The organism is Paenibacillus sp. FSL P2-0089 (assembly GCF_038595095.1).
GTDB lineage: Bacteria > Bacillota > Bacilli > Paenibacillales > Paenibacillaceae > Paenibacillus_AQ > Paenibacillus_AQ silagei.
Genome location: NZ_CP152006.1, coordinates 7,654,309 through 7,678,119, shown reverse-complemented (window position 1 = coordinate 7,678,119; position 23,811 = coordinate 7,654,309). Strand labels below are relative to the sequence as shown.

Below are 23,811 nucleotides of genomic sequence, written 5' to 3'. Positions count from 1 at the left end.
CATTGGGCCTACGTGGCGCGCCCGGTCCAATTGTGGTCGGTTTTTCGATTACATTGGGCCTACGTGGCGCTCCCAGTCCAATTGTGGTCGGTTTTTCGATTACATTGGGTCTACATGGCGCTCCCAGTCCAATTGTGGTTGGTTTTTCGATTACATTGGGCCTACGTGGCGCGCCCGGTCCAATTATGGTCGGTTTTTCGATTACATTGGGCCTACGTGGCGCGCCCGGTCCAATTGTGGTCGGTTTTTCGATTACATTCAGCCTTTGACCGTTGTTATCAGCTACTCTCCCGGAGCGGGCCGCAGGTTAAGTACGAAACCTCCCTTCATACTATTCATGCTGTTCGCGCTGTTCATGCTGTTCACGACTCTTACACCCCGCTCTCCCTTCGCAGCATTCGTTTCATCATTTTCATTCGCTTCATTCACTTCATTCACTTCATTCCATTCGTTGACTTTATTCGCTCCAGCCGCCTTCCCTCCTGCAACTCCCTGCGCTCTGCCCCCTTCGTGCTCGCTTCCACTGCTAACCCGCAGGCCGCCCTCATCCGTCAGCTCCAGAAGCGGGGCAGAGTTCAAACTCCCCTCCTCCCCAGCCGCCAGAGAGAACACCAGCGCAGCCTGCTGCATGGAGGTGAAGTCCAGCATCCTGCGCGGACCGGCGTAGAGAATCATATCGATATTCATCCGGCCGTCTGCCTTATGAAGTTCCCACACCAATCGGTTGCCTGCATCCGCTTGCCCGCTGAATGCCGCGAACCAGGTTGTCAGGCGAAACTCCGTTCCTGCAATGGTGATAACCGTACCTTCTTCTGTTAATGCGGCTGTAACTCCCTCCAGAGCGCCGCCAACCTCCAGCCGCAGCCGCAGGTCCGAAGCCGCAATCACACCGCCGGTCCGGTCCAGATTCGGATGGGTATCCCCGCCATCCGTTATGAAATCGATCCCGAACAGCACATGGCCTGCTTCCTGCAGCGATTGAAAGCGTGCGGAACAGTAGTCATAGCCGTCATGCAGGCAGCGGAGCCGGAGATATGAGGGCTGTCCGTTATTATTGGCATAGATCAGCAGCGGCCGTCTTTGGTTCCACAGATCACTATGGGTGAAGGAGCCCATGCTCCACTGCAGAGTCATATAAGTGACCGCCCACTTGCCGTCATACCTCTGATTCTGATTTTGCACCTGATCCCGACCTTGCACCTGATCCCGACCTTGCTCCCCATTCCGCTCCTGATCCCATTCCTGATCCCGCCCTTGTTCCTGGCCCAACTCCCGCTTCCGCTCTTTCCCTGTCCCCTGCTCCTGCCCTTTCTCCTCCCCTTCCAAGCGTTGCCTTATCTCCTTCGTCTCAGGAACCTTGAAGCCCTTCAGATAGGCAGGGGGACAATGAATGCCGCTCATATACCATTCCTCTTCGTAGGGCAGCTCCTCCCATGGGAAGAACATCACGGCTCCTCCTGTCGCCAGTTGCAGAAACGCCTTGCTCTGGTCCTCCAGCAGCACTCCGTAACAGCGGGAATGCGGGCCGGACCACTGGGCCGTGGCGGGGTGGTAATACCCGGCCACGGTCCTCCAGGTCAGCTCTAGCAGCTCTCTGGTCCATGCCTTAACCCTGCTGTCCGAGGTCTCGGACTGAAGCTTCGACAGCTCCAGAATGGCAATGTAGGTGTAGACAGGGCTGTTATATTCCTGAAAAGCCCCATGCTTCAGGGTATGAGCATGCAGCCTCCTAAGCCGCTCCAGCCCATAGTCCGCATAATCCTGACGCCCCAGCTTCTCCCCGGCAATTCGGGTCACGAACGCGCCAATAATTGCAATATTGGTATAATCCGGTCCGACATTGCGCCGGATAATGGCTTCGCAGGCACACTCTATGGACAAGACGGCTGCTTCCCGCAGATCGTGCGGGAAACGGTGGCCGTGGCGCGAAAGGGCCTGCACCAGTCGGCTGCCGCAGAAGTCCGCCCAATTCCAGTCCGGCGGAGCCATCTGGTCCAGCGGCTCCTCATAGAACCAGGACCAGATGCCGAAGGTATCATGCGCCGGGTCCGTATCCTGCAAGGAGATGACCTGCCGGATAATATCGAATGCCCGCTCTTCATAACAGGCCAGCTCCGTGTCGAGCAGTCCAAGCGCATAGCTGAGCGAGTCTCTGGTGGAGTGGATGAACTCCGCCTGCTTCAGCGTCGTATGATACCCCGGGGTGCTGAACGGGGAGCGCAGCATGCAAATGGCCGAGTCATAGCGGGATTCCAGTCCGGTCATCTTATGAATCAGCCGTTGCCGCTGATCCAGCCCTCCACCCGCAGCTTCTGCGTTATCCTTCACCGTCATCCCCCTGCCTCCCCTTCAACAATTAATGAACCTATCCCCTCAGATTGCTCCTGACGTCGCTGGCCCCCTTGACGCTCTGGATGTTCTTCACGCCCTTGGTCCTCTTGTCCTCCCTGACGCTCCTCATGTTCTTCACGTCCTTGGTCCTCTTGTCCTCCCTGATGCTCCTCATGTTCTTCACGCCCCTGGTCCTCTTGTCGTCCCTGGCGCTCCTCATGTTCTTCACGCCCCTGGTCCTCTTGTCGTCCCTGGTGCTCCTGACGCTCCTCATGCTCTTGCCTCTCAAGCCGATGCTTCATTTCCCCCAGATCCAATGCCTCTGTCAGCAGTTGCATCACCAGCCCTTGCCCATACAGTGCCGGATATCTCTCAATGGTGTTATAGGCCGCTATCGACGGCATAACCGGAGTGCCTCCCGAGACCCCCTGCACCTCACCGTCTTCGCGGATGAGCGGAAGAATCCCCGCAAGTGCCGCCTCCGCGCTCTCCAGATAGGCATCCTCCAGCAGTCCGCTCTTCACCGCCTTCAGGAAGCCGCAGGCAATACCGGCGCTGGCCGAGGTCTCCTCGTAATAATCCGGCCGGTCGAGCACCGTATACCACAAGCCGCCGGCCCCCTGCGCCTGCCGCAGGGCAGAAGCAAGCCTGCGGTAGCGGCTGTACAGCTCCTGTGGAATAGCAGTCAGGCTTCCGGTCCCGGCCACAATGTCCGGGACCGCAAGTGCCACCCAGGCATTGGCCCGGGCCCAGCGGGCTGCCGACATATGGCTGCCTGCCCGGCTGTTCCAGCCATGAAATAGCAGCCCCGTCGCCGGGTCCTGGAGCAGCCGAAGGTGCTGCAAGGTCTGCTGCACGGCGGCGGCAGCAAGCTCCTGGTCGCCGGTCAGACCGGCAAGCCGGGCCAGGAACAGCACGGCCATATACACCGTATCGGCCCATACCTGTTCCGGGAATTCCACGGCCTCTGTCACGGTATGCTCCAGCGCCCCTTCCCGCGTCCGGGGGGCAGTCTCCAGCATCCATACAGCAACCTCCTGCGCCCGGCTGAGAAACCACGGGTCCCCGGTCAGCCGGTACAGCTCAGGAAAGACCGCGTAGGGAGCCAGGGAATTGATAACCCGAACCCCTTCGGCCTTCTGCTTATTCCGGTTCACCCAGTGCAGCAGGTAATCCGTCACCTCATCCTGACCAGTCCCTGTGCCATATTCAAGCATAGAGATAACCCCGACACCGGGCACCCAGTCCCAGTGGTTAATATCCATTCCCCAATTCCCTTGATGCCGTTCAAGACGCATATATTCAAAGATCTGGCGCAGCTTCGCCTCCAGTTCCCGCTGCCTGCCCGCTGCCCGTTTTGCCTCTGATTCCTGTTTCGCACTCAAGACGTCTGAAGCCTCCCCGAACCGTAATCGCCCTCTCAAATCTCCGCTTTCACCGGGGAGCTTCCCTGAAAAGGAATCTCTCCGAACAGCGCCTTAACCGTCAGCTCTACTGTATCTTCATGCAGAGAATACGCATTCACCAGGGTATCTAAGAAGGGAATGTCCTGCAGCAGATATGGCGTAGCGAACGAAATACCGATCGGCCGGACTGTCTCCGCATGCTGCATGGCCCAGATGGCCTTGGCCGCTTCACCCACCGGACGGGCGGTATTCATCATTCCGTGCAGCGGAAGGAAATAGGGGGCGAAGGCGGCATCCCAGCGGACCCCGGATAGCTCCCATTGCCGCAGCGTCGTCAGCGGCTCGAATTCATCCAGAATATCGACCTCCAGCCCCCTGGCCTTAAGCTGCTCCACAAAAAGATTCATCCGCTCATATCTGCGCCCCTCCGTCACCTTGTTCATCATGATGACCAGCACCCGGCGGACCTCCTGCGGATTCAGCGGCAGCTGGCCGGTGCGGTTGCGCACCAGGGTAATGCAGCGCCCGGCCAGCTCGCGGCTGAATTGTCTAACCTGCCGGTCGAGACCGGGCGGCAGCTTGTCGTCCAGCAGCGGCTGGGCCCTTGCGTCCTCTCTCCCATCGCAGGCAGCATGCACACCAAGCCGTGCCTTCAGCTCCAGAATCCGCCGGACACTGGCCTTCAGCCGTTCCCGGCTGACGCGTCCGTCCTCCACCGCCTGCTCCATCACTGCGAAGTACCGTACTCCCGGCCAGAGCAGCACATCCGTACCGCAATTGAAGCAGTCTATGATGCGCTGCGTATAGTCTCCCCAGGATAAGAATCCGCCCATATCCAGCGCATCCGACAACACCACTCCGTCGAAGCCAAGCCGCTCCCGCAGCAGTCCTGTTGTAATCCGCTCCGAGACGGTTGCCGGGACCGGCCCCGATCCAGCACCGCCTGCCCCGTCTTCGATCCAGGGGAGGGCAATATGTCCGGTCATATAGGACATGACCCCCTGGCTGATCATCTCCCCGGCCACCTGCCCGTAGGTGGAGAACCATTCCTCTTCCGATAAGCTGTTCACCGTAGTAATGATATGCTGATCCCTGTAATCGACCCCGTCACCGGGAAAATGCTTGGCGCAGGCCGCAAGGCCATGCTCCTGCATGCCCCGCATGACAGCGGCGGACAGGCGCGCCGCCCGCCCGGCGTCATCTCCCAGGCAACGGGTCGTAATGACGGGATTCATCCAATTCAGCAGCAGATCGGTGCCCGGGGCCAGCGCCCAGGTGAACCCGGCCGCCCGGCCTTCCAGCGCGGTATATTTGCCGTATTCGTAAGCCAGGTCTTCATCGTCGGCGGCGGCAAGCGCAAGGAGCGGCGGGAAGGCCGTGAGACTTCTCACGGCCGAGCCTGCCCCGAATTCCAGATCACCGGAGAACAGCAGCGGGAACCTGCTGATACCTTGCAGCAGTCCCGCCCAGTCCCGGTAATCCTCCGCTTTGCCTGCGGCCTTCTGAATAACCTCCCCGCCGATGAAGAAGCTGCCCACCGGATACTGCTCCAAATACCGGCGGAGAGCGGCCTCATCATCCCCCTTGAACGGCAGCCTGCCCGCATGGTCCTGCATCGTCTGCCCGATCAGTTCACGGAGGCTCATCGCTTCAAGCGTCTCCTCCACCCATTCCTGTTCTTCCTTGCTTAACGGCTTCTGCATCATTTAAGGCTCCTCCCGGCAGGTTCTGTTCTAAATCCAGTGTACCGGATCACGAAGCTGCTCTACATACAGCCAGCTATAATATAAGTTCAAAATTCTACAAACTGCCTGCACCGATCCGCCAACCGGCTGATTAGCCCGTCAGTGCAGGCTGATCTCCAGCGCCCGTGCCCGCTTGTTATTCTCCTTGTTCATCTCCGCATACCGCCAGATATCATTCACAAAAAAGCTGACTGTAAACTCGCCGATGGTCGGCACCGTCCACCGGGGGGTGCCCTGCGCACTGGCGTTAGCCGTCAATGTTATCTCCTCGCCCGGCTGAATCACACTGGTATTCGTGTCCGTCCACGAGACCACTCCACCGTTAACCGAGAAGGCGCCGCCGGTAATCTGTCCGAGTCCGGTTGAGGCATTCAGCGGTGTGGGACGGACGCCGATGTTCTTCACTTTGGCCCAGAAGATCAGGGAGTCGCCCAGCTGCGGTGTGCTGTGCGCGGAAGGGCTGCCGTCGCTGTTCACAATATGCCAGCCGATATCCGTCACCGTCAGATCCGGTCCCGGTACGGGCAATACAGACTCGTAGCTCTCGTACTCCAGCCCGCTGACCATCACCTTTCCGCCGTTGCCTGCAATCTCTATCCGGTGCAGCCCATATGTTAGGCCCGTCAGCTCGTAGACGATTTTGTGATCGCCTTCCAGCCCTGCCTGCGGAATGACTATAGTCTCCTTAAACTCACCATCGACGTAGACATCCGCACTGCCCATATCGCTCTTGATATCCGATCTCCAGCGGACACCGATGCCATTGAAGCTGAAGGCAGCCGTAGCATCCTCCTCATAGGTCACATGGGAAACTCCATTCGGTGCAGTCTCGAACCCGGTATAGTCAATGTAAGGATGATCATGTGCGGCCGGATACCAGTGGGAGAGCGGAACATACAGCCCTTCCTCCAGCCTGAAATAATCGAGATTTGCCCCCTTCCCGGCGGAGGTGAAGCTGATCATGTTATAGCCCGGCTGGAGGGTAATCCCATACTGCCGTGCGGTCAGATTCGCGGTCCAGCTGCCCGTTGAAGGCAGGGTTATTGTGGACTGTTTCACGCCGTTCACGAGAATATTTTTCTTCGATTCCTCATTGGAAGCGTATACAATTGTTAAGGTGTAGCTGCCACCATTCTCGGAATGGAAGCCTTGGATCGTTAAGCCTCCGCTGTGCGTCTGCTCCACGACCTTGCCGCCTGAGGCGCTGCTGTTATTGCCGGTCTTCAGTGGCAAGGCAAAGGCGGTAGCTTCGGCCTCGAACTTGGCCGGATCTCCTGCGGCATGCGGTGTAATCGGCATGACCGGTGTAGTCGCTGATACGGCTGTGCTAAGAGGCGATGCATTGCCGGAGTCATCCACGGCCTGCACTGTGTAGCTGTAAGTGGTCTGCGGCGCTACGGTATAGTCATTCCAGAAGGTCAACCGTCCCGGAATATTCATCACCGGAGCCGCTCCGCCGTCACGGTAGACGTTATAACTGACGACAGCAGCGTTGTCTGTGGAAGCCGTCCAAGTTAGCCGGATCTGCTCATGGCTTACGGCTGTTGCCGCAGGATTGCCCGGAGAAGCAGGCAACGTGTTGCCCTGCTCATCAAGGATATACTGGACCGTCTCTCCCGCGTCCAGTGCCACTGTAAGGGTAAGGTAGGGATCTGCCGTAAGCTCCACCCGGGAGTAGGCGGCGGCGTACGTCTCCCCTGGACCGAACCGCTCCCCGGAATACACCCCGCTGGACGGCATAGCAACCCGGACCTGCATCGTGACCGGCGTCTTCTCGAAATTCACGAAGTTCAGCAGGATTTTATCGGACGAAGCCCCGATGGCCGAAGTGCCCAGCGCCGAGGTATCCACTGCGCGGAAATACGCCTTCAGCCCGGTCAGTTCAGCTGCATTCAGTACCTCGTAGCCCAGCGGGCTTCCATGGGTGGCGTAAGCGGCGGCCAATCTGCGGAACGTCTTCAGCCGGGTCTCCCCGGATTCATTGATATTAGCCGGTACCGCTGCTGTATCCTCATAACGGTGTGTGTTCCAGTTGATCGCTGAATTGAACAGGCCAAACTCCGTCCCGTCATTGAAGAAGGCCGCGTGCTGCATAATATGGTCGGCATAACCGATATTCCCCCGCAGCTCCCGGTCAAAAGCAGAAGCAAAACGGTAAGCATACGTCCCGTATTTCGTATTGTCGGAATGATTGTCGTTGCTGCCGGTCTCGCTCATGGCCATCTCTTTGCCGAAGCCTTCCTCCGAATCGCTATACACCCGCAGATTCTCATACAGGCTTCCGCCCGGCAGCGGCTGGACGCCGGTCCCGCCATAGCTGTGTCCGTTGGTCACATCCGACAGCGCTTCAATCGGCGCACGCTGGGCAGCATCCCGTTCCCAGCCGTCAGGGGTTCCGTTATACGGCCAGTAGGCCCAGCCGGGAGCAACAATTTTCAAGTAAGGCTGGCTGTTCGTCTGCCTCTCCTCGTCCATCATTTCATGAAGCGCCAGCACCGCCTTCTGTGCCCAGCCGAACAATCCCGGCTCATTGCCCGTCTCGGCATACTGGTACAGATCACCGAATTTGCTGACAAAGCCGCTGTAATAGCTCCTCAGCGCAGAGCTGATCGTCCCTGCAGCCAGCTCGCTGTTAGTCTTCCAGTTGCCGCCGATGATATTAACCATTGGCGCAAGATTGAGGTCGCGCAGCGTCTCCAGATACTTGCGGCCCTGCGGGTCCCAGCCTGCGCTGGTATCGGACCAGAAGGAGGTGCGCATCCAGTTGCCGCTGTAGGCAATGCCCAGCCACTTGGCCATCGGGGCCAGATGGCGGATCGCATGCTCGTCATACCGGAAGGTCGAGGCGGCAATCGTGCTTCCCAGGTGGACATACCGTCCGTGGATAGGCTCGGCAGCCGGCTCAGTCAATGATTCCAGCCTGAGATAATCCCATTCGAACCACAGATACTTGTCACCGTCATATCCTGGCGACTGCGGATCAGCGTATAGCCCGCGGTCCACGGTCAGCTTCAGCTTATTGCTGCCGGTCTTCAGCTGTTCTGAGGGAATATAGAGTCTATAGGTTTCTTTCCATGTGTTCGTAAGGGGGGTCTCTCCATCGTTCAGCCCGGTAATCTGAATCAGCCCGCTGAAGCTGCCATTCGTGAATACGGCCAGCTGCGGAATTGCGGTGCTTGCATCCAGTACCTTGAAGCTGAACTCTACACCGTAGAGGGGGATTTCCGTAAGATTGAAGCTCAGCTCCATCGCAGCGTTGCGGTCCAGCTTCATGCCGCGGGAGATCGTATTCCAGTTCAGGGGATTGACGGGGAGGGTGATATTCTCACTGTACACATCCTGATACACTGTAAATTCTGCGGAGCTGTTATCCTGCTCGCCCACCTGCCAGAGCAGCGGAGACGGCTGGTAGGTATCCTCTGTGACTGTACTGGCTGCACTGAGTGTACTCTCATGTAACGGTTCAGCCGCAGACCCCGGAGGCGGGAACACCGCAGCGGATTCGCTGTCTTCAATAACCGCCTGTGCAGGCGGCATTTCGGCGGAGCTGATCTGTACTCCGGGCAATGAGGCGGACATCCATACCAGAGCTGCAATGAGCAATTTGCCTGTGATTCTCTGAATTCGCATAGTAACACCCTCTCTTGATCAGATAGGGGCTCCCCAAAGGCTGGATTAGCGAAAGAGAATACCCGGTACCTGCCGCAGGCGGCCGCTATGGCTGCTTGCGGCAGGGAACCGGGCGTGCTATGGCCTCTACTGCTTATTTGGCGGCCAGAAAAGCGTCGAGCTGACTCTGAATTTCCGTAATCACAGCGTCCAGGCCTGCGGCCTTCAGCTTGCTGTTCATCTCCTTCAGGACCGGTTCAGGGTCCTTTTCCCCGGAGAACAGGGTGTTCTTATACTGCTTCGTGATATTGATCAGCGCCCCGATCTGTGACTGCACCTTGGTTGAATCGAAGACAAATCCGATCACCGGCGACACGGTGGCGTTCTTATTCCAGTCCGTATAGAGCTGCACGCGCTTCGGATCCTCATCCTTATTCAGGTAGTTCAGCAGTACATTGCCGATCATCCAGGAGGATACGGAGTTGTAGCCGCTGTCCGCAATGAACTCCACAGTGTTGTTCTCCAGCTTCTTGTAGTGCTTGCCCTCAATGCCGAAGGTTAGCAGGTTGTAGAGCACCGGATCGGTGTGGAGCAGGTTCATGAACATCATGGCCCGCTCGGGGTTCTTCGAGGTTCTGGAGATGGCGAGCATGGAGCCTTGCAGACTCTTGGTGCTGACCTGAACAGGCAGCAGCGTCTTGATGATCATCGGCTTCTCGGCGAGCCGGGTCCAGTCATTGGTGGAGGTCGGATTCATGTTACCGTAGACGAACCAGGCTTTGCCGCTTTTGACCGCATCCTTCAGCTCGGTCTTGTCGGTGGCGCCGTTCTTGTTGATATAGCCCGCTTCATACCAGCTGCGGATCAGCTTCAGCCGCTCCGTCATTGCCGGTGTGTCGTATTCGTTGAACACCTTCATCGTCTTGTAATCAAGCAGGGTCGGGATATCATTGCTGCCGTCCAGATCCTCGCTGTCAGGATACGCGGTGAACCAGTGCAGGCTGTCGGTATGGTTCATGAACAGCGGAGAGAGGGCTGGCTCCTTCTCCTTAATCGTCTTCAGCATCGGTTCAATATCCTCCAGCTTCTGGAGGCTGTTCACATCGAAGCCGTATTTATCCACAATCGCCTTGTCAAAAGCAAACCCGACCGACTGCCCCAACTCCTTCTCAGTTGGAACCGCATACAAATGTCCGTTGACGGTAGCTGCCTGCAGGTAAGCCGGATTAATCTGTGCCTTCGTCTCCTTGGCATAGGTGTCCAGCAGCTCCTCCAGCGGCAGATACGCCCCCTTCGCGGCGTTGGTCATGAAGTTCCAGGTATAGACCATATCGAACACCTCGCCGGACTGGATCATCAGATTGACCTTGTCGGCCGGTTTATCCCAGCTTAGCTGGTTGATCTTGAGGGTGGCGTTGATTTTATCCTTCAGGTAGGCGTTGATCTCCTGCTCTACGGACGCCACATCCTTATCCGGTCCGCCGGGCAGATACAGGGACAGCTCCACCGGCGCAAGCGCACCCGGCGCCTCCGTTCCAGCCGCTTCCGTTCCTGTCGCTTCCTTCGTTGCCGCCGGAGCTGTGGTGCTTTCCCCCGTTTTCTCTGTAGGCGCCGCTGTATTGCCATTGTTCCCCGCACATCCGGCCAGGGTGAATCCGGCTATCAGCACAAGCGACAGCAGCAGACCTGTGACTTTTTTACCTGCCATACTTTTTTCCTCCCCTTGATGGAACAGATATATGCTAATCGGTAGGTTCCGAGGTTAGCCTTTGATAGAGCCGAGCGTCAGTCCTTTGATGAAATACCGCTGGAAGAACGGATAGGCCAGCACAATCGGCCCGATGCCGATCAGCGCCATCGCCATACGGATCGTTTCCCCCGGCAATTTGGCCAGCTCGGTGGCCGAGCCTTGAATAAGTGCCCCGTTGCGGCTCAGGTAGTCTGCCTGGGAGATCATTTTGTACATGAGATATTGGAGGGAATAGAGGTCTGTGTCGGTAATGAAAATCATGCTGTTAAACCAGTCATTCCAGTAATGCAGCGTATTGAACAGCCCAATGGTCGCGAAGACCGGCAAAGACAGCGGGAAAACAATCCGGAAGAACGTCCTTAGCTCCCCCGCTCCGTCAATCGTAGAGGCTTCAATCAGCGCAGGCGGCACGCTCATCTGGAAGTACGTCTTCATAATCAGCACATTGAACGGGGACAGCAGCATCGGCACAACCAGCGCCCAGATGGAGTTCTTGAGGTCGAGCACCTGGGTGTAGACCATATACCACGGTACCAGCCCGCCGCCGAACAGCATGGTGAAAAAGATCAGGAAAGCGAACACCCCCCGGTACCGGAAATCCGCCCGCGATATCGGATACGCATACAGGGAAGAGATGAACACGCTGACCAGCGTTCCGGTGATGGTGACGAAGAAGGACACGCCATAGGCCCGCAACACCACACTATAATCCTTGAATATATAGGCGTAAGCCTCCAGGCTGAGCTTCTCCGGAATGAATTGATAGCCATTACGGACGATGTAATCGTAATCGGTAATAGAGATCATGAAGACCAGTACAATTGGCAGCAGGCAGGCCAGGGACAGGATGATAAAAATAATATGGAGGAGAACATTAGTGAAGCGGGATATTTCGTTATTAGCCACGGATTTCCACTCCTTCTACAGGGTACGTGCGCTGCCAGACTTTTAGCTAGAAAACCGCCTGATCCTTGTCAACCTTACGCACGATCCAGTTCGAGCCGAGGACCAGGAAAAAGCCGACCACCGATTGGTATAATCCGGCCGCTGCCGACATCCCCAGATTGCCCATATTAATCAGCGCGTTATAGACGTAGGTGTCGATGACCAGTGTAGTCGGGTACAGCGCCCCGGAGTTCAGTGTGGTCTGGTAGAACAGCCCGAAGTCGGAGCGGAAGATGCCTCCGATCGCCAGAATCGTTGTAATAATAATGACCGGCCGGATGAGCGGAATCGTGATATGCAGGATCTGCTTCCACTTGCTGGCGCCGTCGATCAGGGCCGCTTCATAGTACTCGTTGTCAATGCCGATGATCGCCGCCAGATAGATGACACAGCCATAGCCCACCCCTTTCCAGAGGTTAATTAGCGGCAGGATGAACGGCCAATACTTCGGCTCCGAATACCAGTTCAGCTCATCCAGCCCGAACAGGGCGAAGACCCCTTTATTGATGAAACCGTATTCAACATTCAGAAAAGCGAACACCAAATAGCTCACCACCACCATCGACAGGAAGTAGGGGAAGAACATGATGCTCTGATAGAATTTGGCGGCCAGCTTGTTCCTCAGCTCATTCAGGGCAACCGCAATGGATACGGCGAAGAGCAGATTAAGCACAATGAACACGAAGTTGTAGAGCACCGTATTGCGCGTGATAATCCAGGCATCCGAGGTGGCGAAGAGGAATTTGAAGTTATCCAGCCCGACCCACGGACTGCCGAGAATCCCGTCCACATAATTGATATTCTTGAACGCAATCACAATTCCGAACATCGGCAGATAGTTGTTGATCAGCAAAAATACTACGCCCGGCAGCAGCATCAGCAGCAGCACCTTATGCTTCAGCAGATGCTTCAGCCCGTGTCTCTTTTTCGTCTTCATAACCATTGTCTTCCGCCTCCTGTGTTCCTTCAGCAGTCCCTCTCTTCCCTGACTTAAGTGTACCCGCAGGCGGCTCCATGCTAAATAAGGCCATCTATAATAAAAGTTCAAAATCCTACGGAGTTTGGAAGGGTCTCACTTCCGGCCAAGCCGAAACGGCGGTCACAAGGGATGGGAGAGCTCCGCCCTCGTCCTGATTCTGGCGTAAGGTGGCCGCGCGCCCCTTCTCACTCTGCTATGAGGTGGACAGCGCGCCCTTTCTCGCTCTGGCTTGAGGTAAATTAATTGGATAAACGTATTTTAATATGGATATTTTGGATTATTTTCGGGTTTTAGTTGGATAAACGTCATTTAATTTCGCGTATTTCCCCTACTCTGCTATATTTGCCGAATTTTAAGTGCTGATTCTCCAACTGTTTCCGTACATTAAGACTTCTGTTCATGAGTAAGTGGCGAAAATCCAACTGCTTTCTGTACCAGAACCCATTTGCGGAAGGCAGTGAAGCCGAAGGGACAAAATGCAAAAAGGCGCTCCACGATGACCGCTGTGGAACGCTCTTTTAGCTGAAGCTTGTGGGTCTAAACTAGTCTGCAGCGGTTAAGTGAGTCTGTGCACAGACCATACAACACCCGAAGAGGCACCTCCAAGATCTAATGGCACGGTTAATCCATCTGATACATAGAAGAGTCCGATCACATCGCCTGCCGTCAGTTCAACTTCACCTGTCAATGTTACCGTACCATTACCCAGGATCGTCCGCAGAGACAGCAGAAGCGCAATGTTAACATTCAGCAGCGGGAACAATCCGGTTACCAGATCCGTTACTGTCGGGGATGTTCTCCGCACTACAAAAGCCGGATCAATTCCCGCTCCCAATGCAACCGAGATGGCAGCCGTAGTGCTGTAGTTAATGGTTGCCTCAAACGAATATCTGCCGGATACCGGAATCGTGTAGTTGCCTGTAGTCTCATTAAATGTCGCACTGTCATAGTAAGGCGAAGTTACAGTCCAGCCGGTAAGCTGAGTACTGGTCGAGACCGAGAACGTCGGCAGGAATGCGGAGAACCCTTCCGTTGCCAAATTCGGGCCGGTTGCCCCGGTCAACCCCACGCCCGTTGCTCCGGTCGCTCCAGTCTCTCCGGTCACTCCCGTTGCTCCGGTCGCCCCGGTCACTCCTACGCCCGTTGCCCCGGTCGCTCCGGTCACTCCTACTCCCGTTGCTCCGGTCGCTCCGGTCACGCCTACGCCCGTTGCTCCGGTCGCTCCGGTCACGCCTACGCCCGTTGCCCCGGTCGCCCCGGTCACTCCTGCTCCAGTCGCCCCGGTCGCTCCGGTCGCTCCTACGCCTGTTGCCCCGGTCGCTCCGGTCACTCCTACTCCCGTTGCCCCGGTCGCTCCGGTCTCTCCTACGCCCGTTGCCCCGGTCGCCCCGGTCACTCCTACGCCCGTTGCTCCGGTCGCTCCGGTCACGCCTACTCCCGTTGCCCCGGTCGCTCCGGTCACTCCTACTCCCGTTGCTCCGGTCGCTCCGGTCACGCCTACGCCCGTTGCCCCGGTCGCCCCGGTCACTCCTGCTCCAGTCGCCCCGGTCGCTCCGGTCTCTCCCACGCCTGTTGCTCCAGTCGCTCCGGTCACTCCCACTCCCGTTGCCCCGGTCGCTCCAGTCACTCCTGCGCCCGTTGCACCTGTCGCTCCGGTCACTCCCACGCCTGTTGCCCCGGTCGCTCCAGTCACTCCTGCGCCCGTTGCACCTGTCGCTCCGGTCACTCCCACTCCCGTTGCCCCGGTCGCTCCGGTCACTCCCACTCCCGTTGCTCCGGTCGCTCCGGTCACACCTACTCCCGTTGCCCCGGTCGCACCGGTCACCCCTGCCCCGGTCGCTCCAGTCGCCCCCGTCACTCCTGCGCCAGTTGCGCCTGTCGGGCCCGTCACGCCGGTCGCACCGGTCACCCCTGCCCCGGTCGCCCCGGTCGCCCCGGTCACTCCTGCGCCCGTTGCCCCGGTCGCTCCTGCGCCAGTTGCACCTGTCGGACCTGTCACGCCGGTCGACTCCCACGCCTGTTGCCCCGGTCGCTCCAGTCACTCCTGCGCCCGTTGCACCTGTCGCTCCGGTCACTCCCACTCCCGTTGCCCCGGTCGCTCCGGTCACTCCCACTCCCGTTGCTCCGGTCGCTCCGGTCACACCTACTCCCGTTGCCCCGGTCGCACCGGTCACCCCTGCCCCGGTCGCTCCAGTCGCCCCCGTCACTCCTGCGCCAGTTGCGCCTGTCGGGCCCGTCACGCCGGTCGCACCGGTCACCCCTGCCCCGGTCGCCCCGGTCGCCCCGGTCACTCCTGCGCCCGTTGCCCCGGTCGCTCCTGCGCCAGTTGCACCTGTCGGACCTGTCACGCCGGTCGCACCGGTCACCCCTGCTCCAGTCGCCCCCGTCACTCCTGCGCCAGTTGCACCTGTCGGGCCCGTCACGCCGGTCGCACCGGTCACCCCTGCTCCAGTCGCCCCCGTCACTCCTGCGCCAGTTGCACCTGTCGGGCCCGTCACGCCGGTCGCACCGGTCACCCCTGCTCCAGTCGCCCCCGTCACTCCTGCGCCAGTTGCGCCTGTCGGGCCCGTCACGCCGGTCGCACCGGTCACCCCTGCTCCAGTCGCCCCAGTCACTCCCGCGCCCGTTGCGCCTGTCGGGCCCGTCACGCCGGTCGCACCGGTCACCCCTGCTCCAGTCGCCCCCGTCACTCCTGCGCCAGTTGCACCTGTCGGGCCCGTCACGCCGGTTGCTCCAGTCGCCCCAGTGGCCCCCGTTACACCAGTATCGCCCAGCAGTTCAGCCGAGACCAGCCGGTGGGCGGTGACGAGCTGGCCGGTGCTGCTCTTGCCCCACACCGAAATCTGGATGGGGTCATCCGTCATGGCAGACGTGACAAACAGAAATTCAAAAGCGTCCAGATCCGCATAATAAGTGTTTGTTATCGCTTCGTTGGCAGCCACATCCAGCGTTTGGCTGACATACAGATTTCTAATGCCTCCGAGCATGTAATACCCTTGTACCAATACTGTATAAGCTGAAATGCTGCTGCGGTTATCAAGTCTGACCGTAACCTGTGTAGTGGGTCTTACCCCTCCTACTGCATTGTTTTCCAGTGGTCCTGTGGATAGTAGAGTCATTTCCCAGTCTCCTTTAACGACAGATTTGTATTGTCCTGATAGATTCCCCTTTCCTCGCTTAATCTATCTTTTGACTACATAGAAGCTAGCAGCAGAAAGATGGATCAATATAGTAATATTCTGCGATTCCGGCACGGTGTGTGCAGTAGAGCTAGATTCCGGCAGGCATCCCATATAAATAGGAGACAACACAAAAGGGCCCTCTCCTCAGCCGCAATGGCCTGGAAAGGTCCCTGAATAGAAGCCTATTCTATTCCCGTCCGCTGCTTGAACGGTTTTGCAGGCTCTCCCCCAATAACGGGGCGCGGGGATCGAACTGCGGATAGATATATTCCTCACGCCGAAAAGAATACCCGGTAGCTGCAATGTCCAGCATCTGATTCAGCCGCTCACTCTCGCTGCCCAGTCCCTGGTCCAGCGGAATGTCCCCCGCGATGATCCGCAGATACAGCTGCATTCTTGGACGGTCGCCTGAATAACGCGGCTCCATGGATACCGTATTCGGATCATACTGGTCCATGATCTGCGGGGATAGCGGATAGATCGATTCTGCTGCGGTTGGATAGAATTCCCTGAAGTGGCGTAGCCCGCGTGAAGCGCCCGGCTTATCCATAATCCCGTCTGTCACCGGGAGGGCGAGCGCCTGCTGATACAGCATGCCCAGGAACTCCTTCGATTGAAGAAAACGCCAGACCTTCACCGCAGCCTCCCGGCTCTGCGCCGCACTGTTCACCACCAGCGGAGCTTGGGGGACCATCATCAGAGCCCCGGCACCGCGCCGTGACAGCTCCGCTGCCGGAGGGAGCGCCACTCCCCAGTCATCCTTAGGCATATACTCCTGCAGCTTGACATAATCTTTGCTGGTAACATACATCATGCCGATATTGCCGTCCGCGAACTGCCGGAGCGCACTGCTCAGCTTCAGCAGCGTCTCCCCCGGGTAGAGGCTGCCCTGCTGCTTCATCTCCCGTACCATTTGCAGCCAAGGGGCATACACACTCAGGTCATAACGGCCCGACCGGTAATCATACAGATAATAACCGCTGTAGGTATTCGATAGCTCCAGTCCGGCCTGGAGACTGGCCCGGCTATCCCCGGCGGGCAACGCGAAGCCGTATTTATTGACCAGTGCTCCGGCCCGGCTGATCTGCAGGGCTCCCTGCTCCAGTGCGGCGAAGGTAAGCGGAGGCTGCTCCGGGTCAAGTCCGGCGGTCCGGAACAATTGTTTATTGTAGATCAGACGCACGGTATCAATACTGGAGGGCATGAAGTAGATTCCGCCCTTGAACAACGGGCCGGACGCGTACTTCCTGGCCCATACCGGAAAACGCAACAGCCATCCGGCATCCAGATCAGCAGACAGATTAGCAAGATACCCCTTGTTGACGTAAGTGGCCAGCCAGGCGTTATCGACACTGAATACATCCGGCCCCTGCCCGGAGGTCATCAGCATATTTAAGGTATCGTCGTAGGCGTCTGTAGCAAGGTTCATCACTACGATCTCAATCTGATCGGGATTCGTTTTATTATAATGGCTGATGGCATTCTTCACTTCCAGGTTCTCCGTCCAGTCAGACAGGGCGACCCTCACCCGGGTGGTCTGCACCGCCGGCAGGGCCTTCTCGCCTTGAGTGAGGTCCGGCAGCAGCGGGCGGTCATAGACAAAAGTGTAGATAGCCAGCCCGCACCCTAAGATGGCAATAAGATAGAACAGTAACCTTTTCACACCGCACCTCCTGCGTTGACATCCTGACTTCACGCGTTTTACAATGTATACCAGTTATTGACTTGCTGAAGGAGGACTCCGATGAAGAAATATTACGATTCGTTGTCGAAGGCACTCTTCCTGTATAACTTCAGCATCCGCAGCCGGCTGATCCTCTACTTTCTCTTCCTCGTTCTTCTCCCGACCACGATCATCTCGGTCACCATCTATAACAAATCCGCCGGGATCATTACCCGGAATATGAATACATCGATTGAGAATAACTTCAATCTGGTTCAGGATAATCTGGCCCGGCGGTTCGAAGCCGCCAATCAATCCATGACCGCGTTGTACCTGAATTCTGAATTCGCTGACCTCATCTCCTCCAACCGGCCCGCAGACAGCACCGGAATCATTAATGAGCTGGCCGCCCTTAGCAAAATCCTTGAGGATTTCCCCGCGAACGGGACCTCCGGCAACAGCTTCGTCCCTATGCTCTATATGCTGAACCGGCCGGAATATACCCAATATAATTTCTCACGGCGTGTATTCAATATCGATCTTATTACCTTGAAGCCCTGGTATTTAAGCATTCCGGCCAAAGCCGATTTTGCCGTGGTGGGCCTTAGCTCGCTGGATTCCAGATTCACCCTCAAATTCGCGAAGCGCCTGTTCGGTATCCGGCATGCACAGCTGCCCTATGTCGGACTGCTCACCCTTGATATCCCGGTAGCCGAATTCGGCACGCTGCTGGAGCATTATAAGCCTACCCCCGGCAGCAAGGTCTATATCGCAGACAGAGCCGGAACGATCGCCATCAGCCCCGAGCCGTCACTCATCGGCCAGAATATCGCCGCTCAGGATTATTACAGCAAGCTTAGCTTGACTATAGGCCCTGCTGACAGTACCAGCAACCCTCTCTCTCCAGACCACTCATCCGCTCTGCATTCCTTCCGCCACTCCATCGGCAGCGAGGAGATGCTCGTCTCGTACAAGACACTGGAGAATACCGGCTGGACCATCCTGTCCTTCTCACCTGTCCGTGAGCTGAATGGGGAGCTGATCTCCTTCCGCCGGGTGATGTATATCGTAATAGTCATCTGCATGCTCGTCTCCTTCCTGATGGCACTGCTGCTGTCCGAGAATATCTCCGCTCCGATCCGCAAGTTCATCCAGTCAATGTCGCATGCCGAGAGCGGGAACTTCAATATCCCCATCCGTTACCGGCGCAAGGACGAATTCTCCTATTTATTCAACCGCTACAACAAGCTGCTCCAGCAGATTAAGGCGCTGATCGACAAGCTCTACGTCACCGAGCTGCGCAAAAAGGAAGCCGAGCTGCAAATGCTCCAGGCCCAGATCAATCCGCATTTTCTCTACAATACCCTGGACTCCATTAACTGGATTGCCATTAACCACGATATTCCCGAGATCAGCAGCATGGTCACCTCGCTCTCGGATTTCTTCCGGTACAGCCTGAGCAAGGGCCGCAATATTATCCCGCTCCGCGATGAGCTGCGGCAGGTCGAGAGCTATCTGCAGATTCAGCAGTTCCGCTTCCAGGACCGGCTTCACTATGAGCTGGAGGAGACGGACCGGGCGCTCGCAGAGGAATGTCTGGTGGTGAAGCTTAGTCTCCAGCCGCTGGTGGAGAATGCCCTGATTCACGGCATCCAGCGGCGGCGGGGAACAGGCACGATCCGCATCCGGGTAGAGCAGACGCAGGAGCTGCTTAGTATCTCCGTGTTCGACGATGGAATAGGCGCCGATCCCGCACGGCTGAACCAGCTGCTGGCAGACCCGCAGCCGGGCAGCCAGTCTTACGGCATCCGCAATGTGCATATGCGGATCCGGCAGTTTTTTGGAGAGTCCTACGGCATCCGTTATTACGACAATACCGAAGACGGCTGCGGTCTGCTGGCTGTCATCCGGTTCCCGGTGGTCACTACTTGGAATGAGGTGAATGAAGATGTTAACGATGATCATAGCGGATGACGAGCCGTTTATCCGCAGCAGTCTGATCCGTGTGTTCGATTGGCAGGAAGAGTTCGGGATTGAGATTATCGGGGAAGCCTCGGACGGGCTGGAAGCCTACGAGTTATGCCTGAAGCTCCAGCCGGACATCCTGTTCACCGACATTATGATGCCGCTAATGGGGGGGCTGGAGGTAGCAGAGAAGCTGCGGGAGGCAGGCTGCAGAGCCCGGATTATTATTATCAGCGGCGCCCAGGACTTCTCCTACGCCCGGGAGGCGCTGAAGGTGAACGCCGAGGGATATATTCTGAAGCCTGTCAAGCTGCCCGAGATCCGCAGTGTCTTCAGCCAAGCGGTGGCCAAGCTGACAGAGGAACGCGAGCAGCAGCTGGATCTGGAGCAGCTTAAGCAGCAGCTTCAAGACAGTATGCCGCTGCTGCGGGAGAAATTCCTCCAGAATCTGATTGCCGGCCTCTACCGCAGGGAGGAGGAGATCTGGCAGAAGATACAGTATTTCGCCCTGCCCTTCCAGCAGGGGACGCTTCTCAGCGTCTGTGTACTCCAACTGGATGAATACCGGAGCGCGGTGGATAAATACTCGGAGGAGCATAAGCAACTGCTCTACTTTTCCATCCAGAATATCATTCAGGAGAGCCTGGACAGCCACCCCTGCGCCATCAGCTTCGTAGCCAGCGAGAACGAATTCATTATGGTGATCTGCACCCCGCAGACACCTCCGTCCCACTCCATCTCCGAGACCTGCGAACAAATCATCGCTAATATTCAGAAGTATCTGCGGCTGGATGCCTCCGTCGGCATCGGGCGGGCTTGTCCGCTGGCGGGCCAGCTTGAGGATTCCTATAAGGATGCGCTGGCTGCGCTGGTGTACAAATTCTATACCGGGCCTGCCTCCGTCCTCTACATTAATGATATCCAGCCCGACACGGAGAAGCTGCAGAGCACCTTTATCTATAAACTCCAGGCCCGGCTGATGAATGAATTGAAGGCAGGACATACAGACACCGTCACCCGGCTGCTGGAGCAGCTGTTCAATGGACTGGCCGGTCCCAAGCATAGAATTGAATACGTGCAGAGTATCTGCGCAGAGATGATTTTCACCTCCGCCAGAGCCCTGTATGAGATAGATGAGGATATCGGGCAGGTGCTAAGCGACCGGATTAGCATTATGGATAAGCTGTACCAGCAGACCACGATCACCGGCCTTAAGGCGTATATGCTGTCGCTCCTGCATGACTTAAGCGCTTATGTAGCAGGCAAGAACACCTCCAGGAACAGCCGGATCGTCAGCAGCATCTGCACCATCGTTCAGGAGGGATACGCCTCGGAGCTGTCCGTGTCCAGGATTGCCGAGGAGGTGTTTCTGACACCTAACTACATCAGCCTGCTGTTCAAGAAGGAGACCGGCAGAACCATTACCGACTATATCACCCAGATCCGCATAGGCAAGGCGAAGGAGCTGCTGCTGACCACGGACCTGAAGGTCATGGAGATCTCAGAGCGGGTCGGCTATGAGAATCCCCATTATTTCAGTACTGTTTTCAAAAAAACCACCGGCCTGCACCCGCTCAAGTTCCGTTCGGCCAAGGATTAGACCGCTGCCGCTCTAGCGGACAATATAGGATTTCGTACCTATTCTGGAGAAGATGGCCGTTCTTACATTCACTTTGGCGGAGACCGGCGGGCTCAGTCGTGAGTTGCCGAGAGAAGCAATATAGGCAAAATCCGGGTGAAGCCCCTCATCCGCCAGATAGGCAGACGTCCGGCTGCCCGGCACCCGCTCCCTGTTGAGCGAGGTTATCATCTGAGTGGCATTCTTAATCCCGAGCCCGTGTCCGTAGTAACTGTCCCTGGACAACATAATCGCGTTCTCCCCCTGCCATTCCGGCTTAGCCGGATCATGGTCGGGATTCTTGAAATAGACCACATCGCCCGGCTGCAGCTCATTGCGGTTGAACGTGGTAATCAGCTTCAGATTGCTGTCATAGTTCCAGTCCCACAGGTACAGGCCGGTGAAATTACGGTTGAAGGCCGCCTCTCCGATCATGTTGATGGTCGCTTTATAGAGAATCATCACCATCGCCATAGCACATTCAAAGGCATACAGCTGTCCATTCACAAAAATATCATTAATCGCCGCCGAAGGAGTGACATTTGAATTCAGCTCAAATCCACCGCCTCCTGTACGGGTCCAGTACCTCGGATTGCAGCGGGAATTCTCGAAGGTCGAGAAATCTGTCCCCCCTACATTCATTGCCCGGGCTGCCGCAATAATCTCCCCCCGCATTCTGCTCTCAAATGCCGGATCTGCCGGAGCCGCGTATCCATACCCCATTCTGCTTCCCCCTTTCGTCTTCTTGCCATGAAATATAGGTTATTGTACGTGTCGGGCCTCCTATTGGTGCGTAAACAGCCCCCCGTAATCTATCCACGGAGAGCTGCCGGTCAGAAACACCTATTATTCTAACGTGACATGAGGATTCAAAGTAATCTCAAAGGCACGGCCCCAAATATAATCGGGATCATCGTATGGAAGTACTGCACTGGCGTATTCGGAGAAGACCCAACTGCCCCCGTTAATTTGCCGGATACTGCACGCCGGTTCAGCACTTCCGGTCAGGAAGGCGCCCGTCCCGGCAAGCGTGGCCGTGTGTGTCTGCATCCGCTCTCTCAGCAGGGCCTCGAGATGAGCGTAATCCTCCGGGCTATTGAACAACAACATATTCTGATCTGTAAACGTTGCAACATTCTCATAGAGCGAATGGGCTCTGGAGTATGTCCGGATCTCGCCAATCGCCAGCCTTTTGTAGAAGTAATCCTTCAGGAAGCGCTTGAACAGCAGCGAGCCGTGAGCGTTAACCGCAAGATCCAGCGCCGCCGCATCGGTCTCTGTAACGATATAAGCATACCGGGCCTGGGCCATGCCCAGTGCGAGGCCGATTTTGTTCCCCGGCGTATTCCAGCCGCTATATCCTAATAGCGCGCCAGTATGCCTGCTGCCCAGTAGAGCCTCAGTTATACTTGCATCTGCTGCACCTGCGCCGACACAGTCAATCACTACCGAAGGGACGAGGCGGGAATCGTTATCTTCGATACGGTTAACCGCAGCCAGCACCTGATCCGCAGCAGTAATCGCGATAATCTCCACCTGACGGGCATCGCCTACCGCCTCACCCCCTACAATATCCAGATGGCGCAGGATGTTCTGATGCACATCCATATATTCATACGGACTCGTAAGGGTAGAGCCATGCGGTCCGAAATATTCAACGGTATACCTGGTTGTGGCCCCGTTCCGGTAGAGCTGATTCGCCATCCGCGCCAGTAAGGACTGTCCCAGTCCGTCTGCATCCGGGAGAATGACGGCCCGGTCCGGATTTTGCCCCTGGGTCCCGCCCAGCCATTCATTAATGCCTGCTTCCATATAGTGAATCTCGTTAATCTGCACGCCCTGGGTATTGGCATCATCCACACCGACTGCAAGGAAATCAATAGAGCCTTCCTGCGCCAGCACCTCCAGAATATAGCGGTTCGTCTTAAACTTATGCGCTCTGGTATTGTAATACTGCTCTTTATCAAAAGTAGCCGTACTGCCATAGTCGCCAGTCGGTGACAGGTTATATCCACTGAGAATATCTTCGAACTGTGTGAAGCTCCTGCGCGGCTGAAGCATGAAGTTGCGGGACTCCGTATAGGCCGCGAGGTCCAGCCCTTCCGCAAAAGAGGTGGTGGCCAGCCTCATAATCGTATCCATTACATACACCGGCTTGTCCGGGTAAGCTTGCTTCACTTCACGGATGACATCCAGCAAGTCTGTAGTTGCAGCGTCATACGCCGGGTAGACACCACCCGCATGCGCCCGGAGACGGCGGCTGCCAATCAGCCCCCCGTAGGCCAGCATGTCCGCCGAGAGAATAAAACCGTCCACGGACGACGCCGCATGATCCAGAATCCATTGCCGGATCTTGGCGGTATCTCCGTAGGCCGGTGAGGAGGTGGTCAGCAGGGTTGTGCCCGATGCTGTCTTTTGCGAATCCAGGCGATTCTTAAGATCCGTTACATCCGGTGTGATCACATCAATGCCCGCCGATCTCCCCTGCACAATCACATCATCCAGATTAACAGGCCGGTCATCCAATGGTACATATAGCACTTTCTTCATTGATGTCACGCTCCCTCTAGTTAGCAGATAGGCTCAGAACAGATGCCCTCACTATATAAGGTAATTTA

12 protein-coding genes and 1 pseudogene are annotated in these 23,811 nt (G+C 56.9%); 2 read left to right on the top strand and 11 right to left on the bottom strand.

The genetic code is table 11. The annotated features are described in order from the left end of the window. Positions 1–282 precede the first annotated feature (282 nt). The 9 genes and pseudogenes from NST69_RS32845 to NST69_RS32805 all read right to left on the bottom strand — a co-directional run bounded on the left by NST69_RS32845 (position 283) and on the right by NST69_RS32805 (position 17,610). Positions 283–2,334 carry a hypothetical protein gene (locus tag NST69_RS32845; protein WP_342548138.1) on the bottom strand — a complete coding sequence of 684 codons (2,052 nt, stop codon included), beginning with the start codon at positions 2,332–2,334 and terminating at the stop codon, positions 283–285. Further along, the gene (locus NST69_RS32840) at positions 2,331–3,716 is read right to left on the bottom strand and encodes a glycoside hydrolase family 88 protein (RefSeq protein ID WP_342548137.1); all 1,386 of its coding nucleotides are present in this window, start codon (positions 3,714–3,716) and stop codon (positions 2,331–2,333) included. The genes NST69_RS32845 and NST69_RS32840 overlap by 4 nt, the downstream gene beginning before the upstream one ends. 35 nt (positions 3,717–3,751) lie before the next feature. Beyond that, a complete protein-coding gene (locus tag NST69_RS32835) occupies positions 3,752–5,443 on the bottom strand; it encodes a glycoside hydrolase family 3 N-terminal domain-containing protein (RefSeq protein WP_342548136.1) in 1,692 nt (563 codons plus the stop codon). A gap of 138 nt (positions 5,444–5,581) precedes the next feature. Then, positions 5,582–9,112, bottom strand: coding sequence for a carbohydrate-binding domain-containing protein (locus NST69_RS32830; protein WP_342548135.1), 3,531 nt, complete (start codon positions 9,110–9,112; stop codon positions 5,582–5,584). A 133-nt stretch (positions 9,113–9,245) separates the two neighbouring features. Then, entirely contained in the window at positions 9,246–10,799 is a 1,554-nt protein-coding gene (locus NST69_RS32825; protein ID WP_339252957.1) for an ABC transporter substrate-binding protein, read from the bottom strand. Between the two features lie 54 nt (positions 10,800–10,853). Then, positions 10,854–11,747 (bottom strand): carbohydrate ABC transporter permease, encoded by an 894-nt coding sequence (locus tag NST69_RS32820; RefSeq protein ID WP_036723737.1) that lies wholly within the window; start codon positions 11,745–11,747, stop codon positions 10,854–10,856. A 46-nt stretch (positions 11,748–11,793) separates the two neighbouring features. Beyond that, a complete protein-coding gene (locus NST69_RS32815; protein ID WP_339257691.1) occupies positions 11,794–12,723 on the bottom strand; it encodes an ABC transporter permease subunit in 930 nt (309 codons plus the stop codon). 598 nt (positions 12,724–13,321) lie between these two features. Further along, positions 13,322–15,884, bottom strand: a pseudogene (locus tag NST69_RS32810) (collagen-like protein). 250 nt (positions 15,885–16,134) lie between these two features. Beyond that, on the bottom strand, positions 16,135–17,610 hold the full coding sequence (locus tag NST69_RS32805; protein ID WP_340978253.1) for an extracellular solute-binding protein: 1,476 nt from the start codon (positions 17,608–17,610) through the stop codon (positions 16,135–16,137). A gap of 81 nt (positions 17,611–17,691) precedes the next feature. Between NST69_RS32805 and NST69_RS32800 the strand changes: the two genes are divergently transcribed. After that, complete coding sequence (locus NST69_RS32800) at positions 17,692–19,584, top strand: sensor histidine kinase (RefSeq protein ID WP_340978251.1); 1,893 nt, start codon at positions 17,692–17,694, stop codon at positions 19,582–19,584. Continuing rightward, complete coding sequence (locus NST69_RS32795) at positions 19,559–21,175, top strand: response regulator (RefSeq protein WP_342548134.1); 1,617 nt, start codon at positions 19,559–19,561, stop codon at positions 21,173–21,175. The genes NST69_RS32800 and NST69_RS32795 overlap by 26 nt, the downstream gene beginning before the upstream one ends. A 12-nt stretch (positions 21,176–21,187) precedes the next feature. Here the strand turns inward: NST69_RS32795 and NST69_RS32790 are convergent, their stop codons facing one another. Then, positions 21,188–21,916 (bottom strand): protein-glutamine gamma-glutamyltransferase, encoded by a 729-nt coding sequence (locus NST69_RS32790; RefSeq protein WP_340978248.1) that lies wholly within the window; start codon positions 21,914–21,916, stop codon positions 21,188–21,190. A 123-nt stretch (positions 21,917–22,039) separates the two neighbouring features. Then, entirely contained in the window at positions 22,040–23,743 is a 1,704-nt protein-coding gene (locus tag NST69_RS32785) for a DUF4127 family protein (protein WP_342548133.1), read from the bottom strand. Between the last annotated feature and the right edge of the window lie 68 nt (positions 23,744–23,811).

Bases quoted from the DNA above. Each gene is read 5' to 3' on its own strand.
- NST69_RS32830 (WP_342548135.1), bottom strand. From the start codon at position 9,112: ATGCGAATTCAGAGAATCACAGGCAAATTGCTCATTGCAGCTCTGGTA.
- NST69_RS32800 (WP_340978251.1), top strand. From the start codon at position 17,692: ATGAAGAAATATTACGATTCGTTGTCGAAGGCACTCTTCCTGTATAAC.
- NST69_RS32785 (WP_342548133.1), bottom strand. From the start codon at position 23,743: ATGAAGAAAGTGCTATATGTACCATTGGATGACCGGCCTGTTAATCTG.
- NST69_RS32795 (WP_342548134.1), top strand. From the start codon at position 19,559: ATGTTAACGATGATCATAGCGGATGACGAGCCGTTTATCCGCAGCAGT.
- NST69_RS32835 (WP_342548136.1), bottom strand. From the start codon at position 5,443: ATGATGCAGAAGCCGTTAAGCAAGGAAGAACAGGAATGGGTGGAGGAG.
- NST69_RS32790 (WP_340978248.1), bottom strand. From the start codon at position 21,916: ATGGGGTATGGATACGCGGCTCCGGCAGATCCGGCATTTGAGAGCAGA.
- NST69_RS32815 (WP_339257691.1), bottom strand. From the start codon at position 12,723: ATGAAGACGAAAAAGAGACACGGGCTGAAGCATCTGCTGAAGCATAAG.
- NST69_RS32845 (WP_342548138.1), bottom strand. From the start codon at position 2,334: ATGACGGTGAAGGATAACGCAGAAGCTGCGGGTGGAGGGCTGGATCAG.
- NST69_RS32825 (WP_339252957.1), bottom strand. From the start codon at position 10,799: ATGGCAGGTAAAAAAGTCACAGGTCTGCTGCTGTCGCTTGTGCTGATA.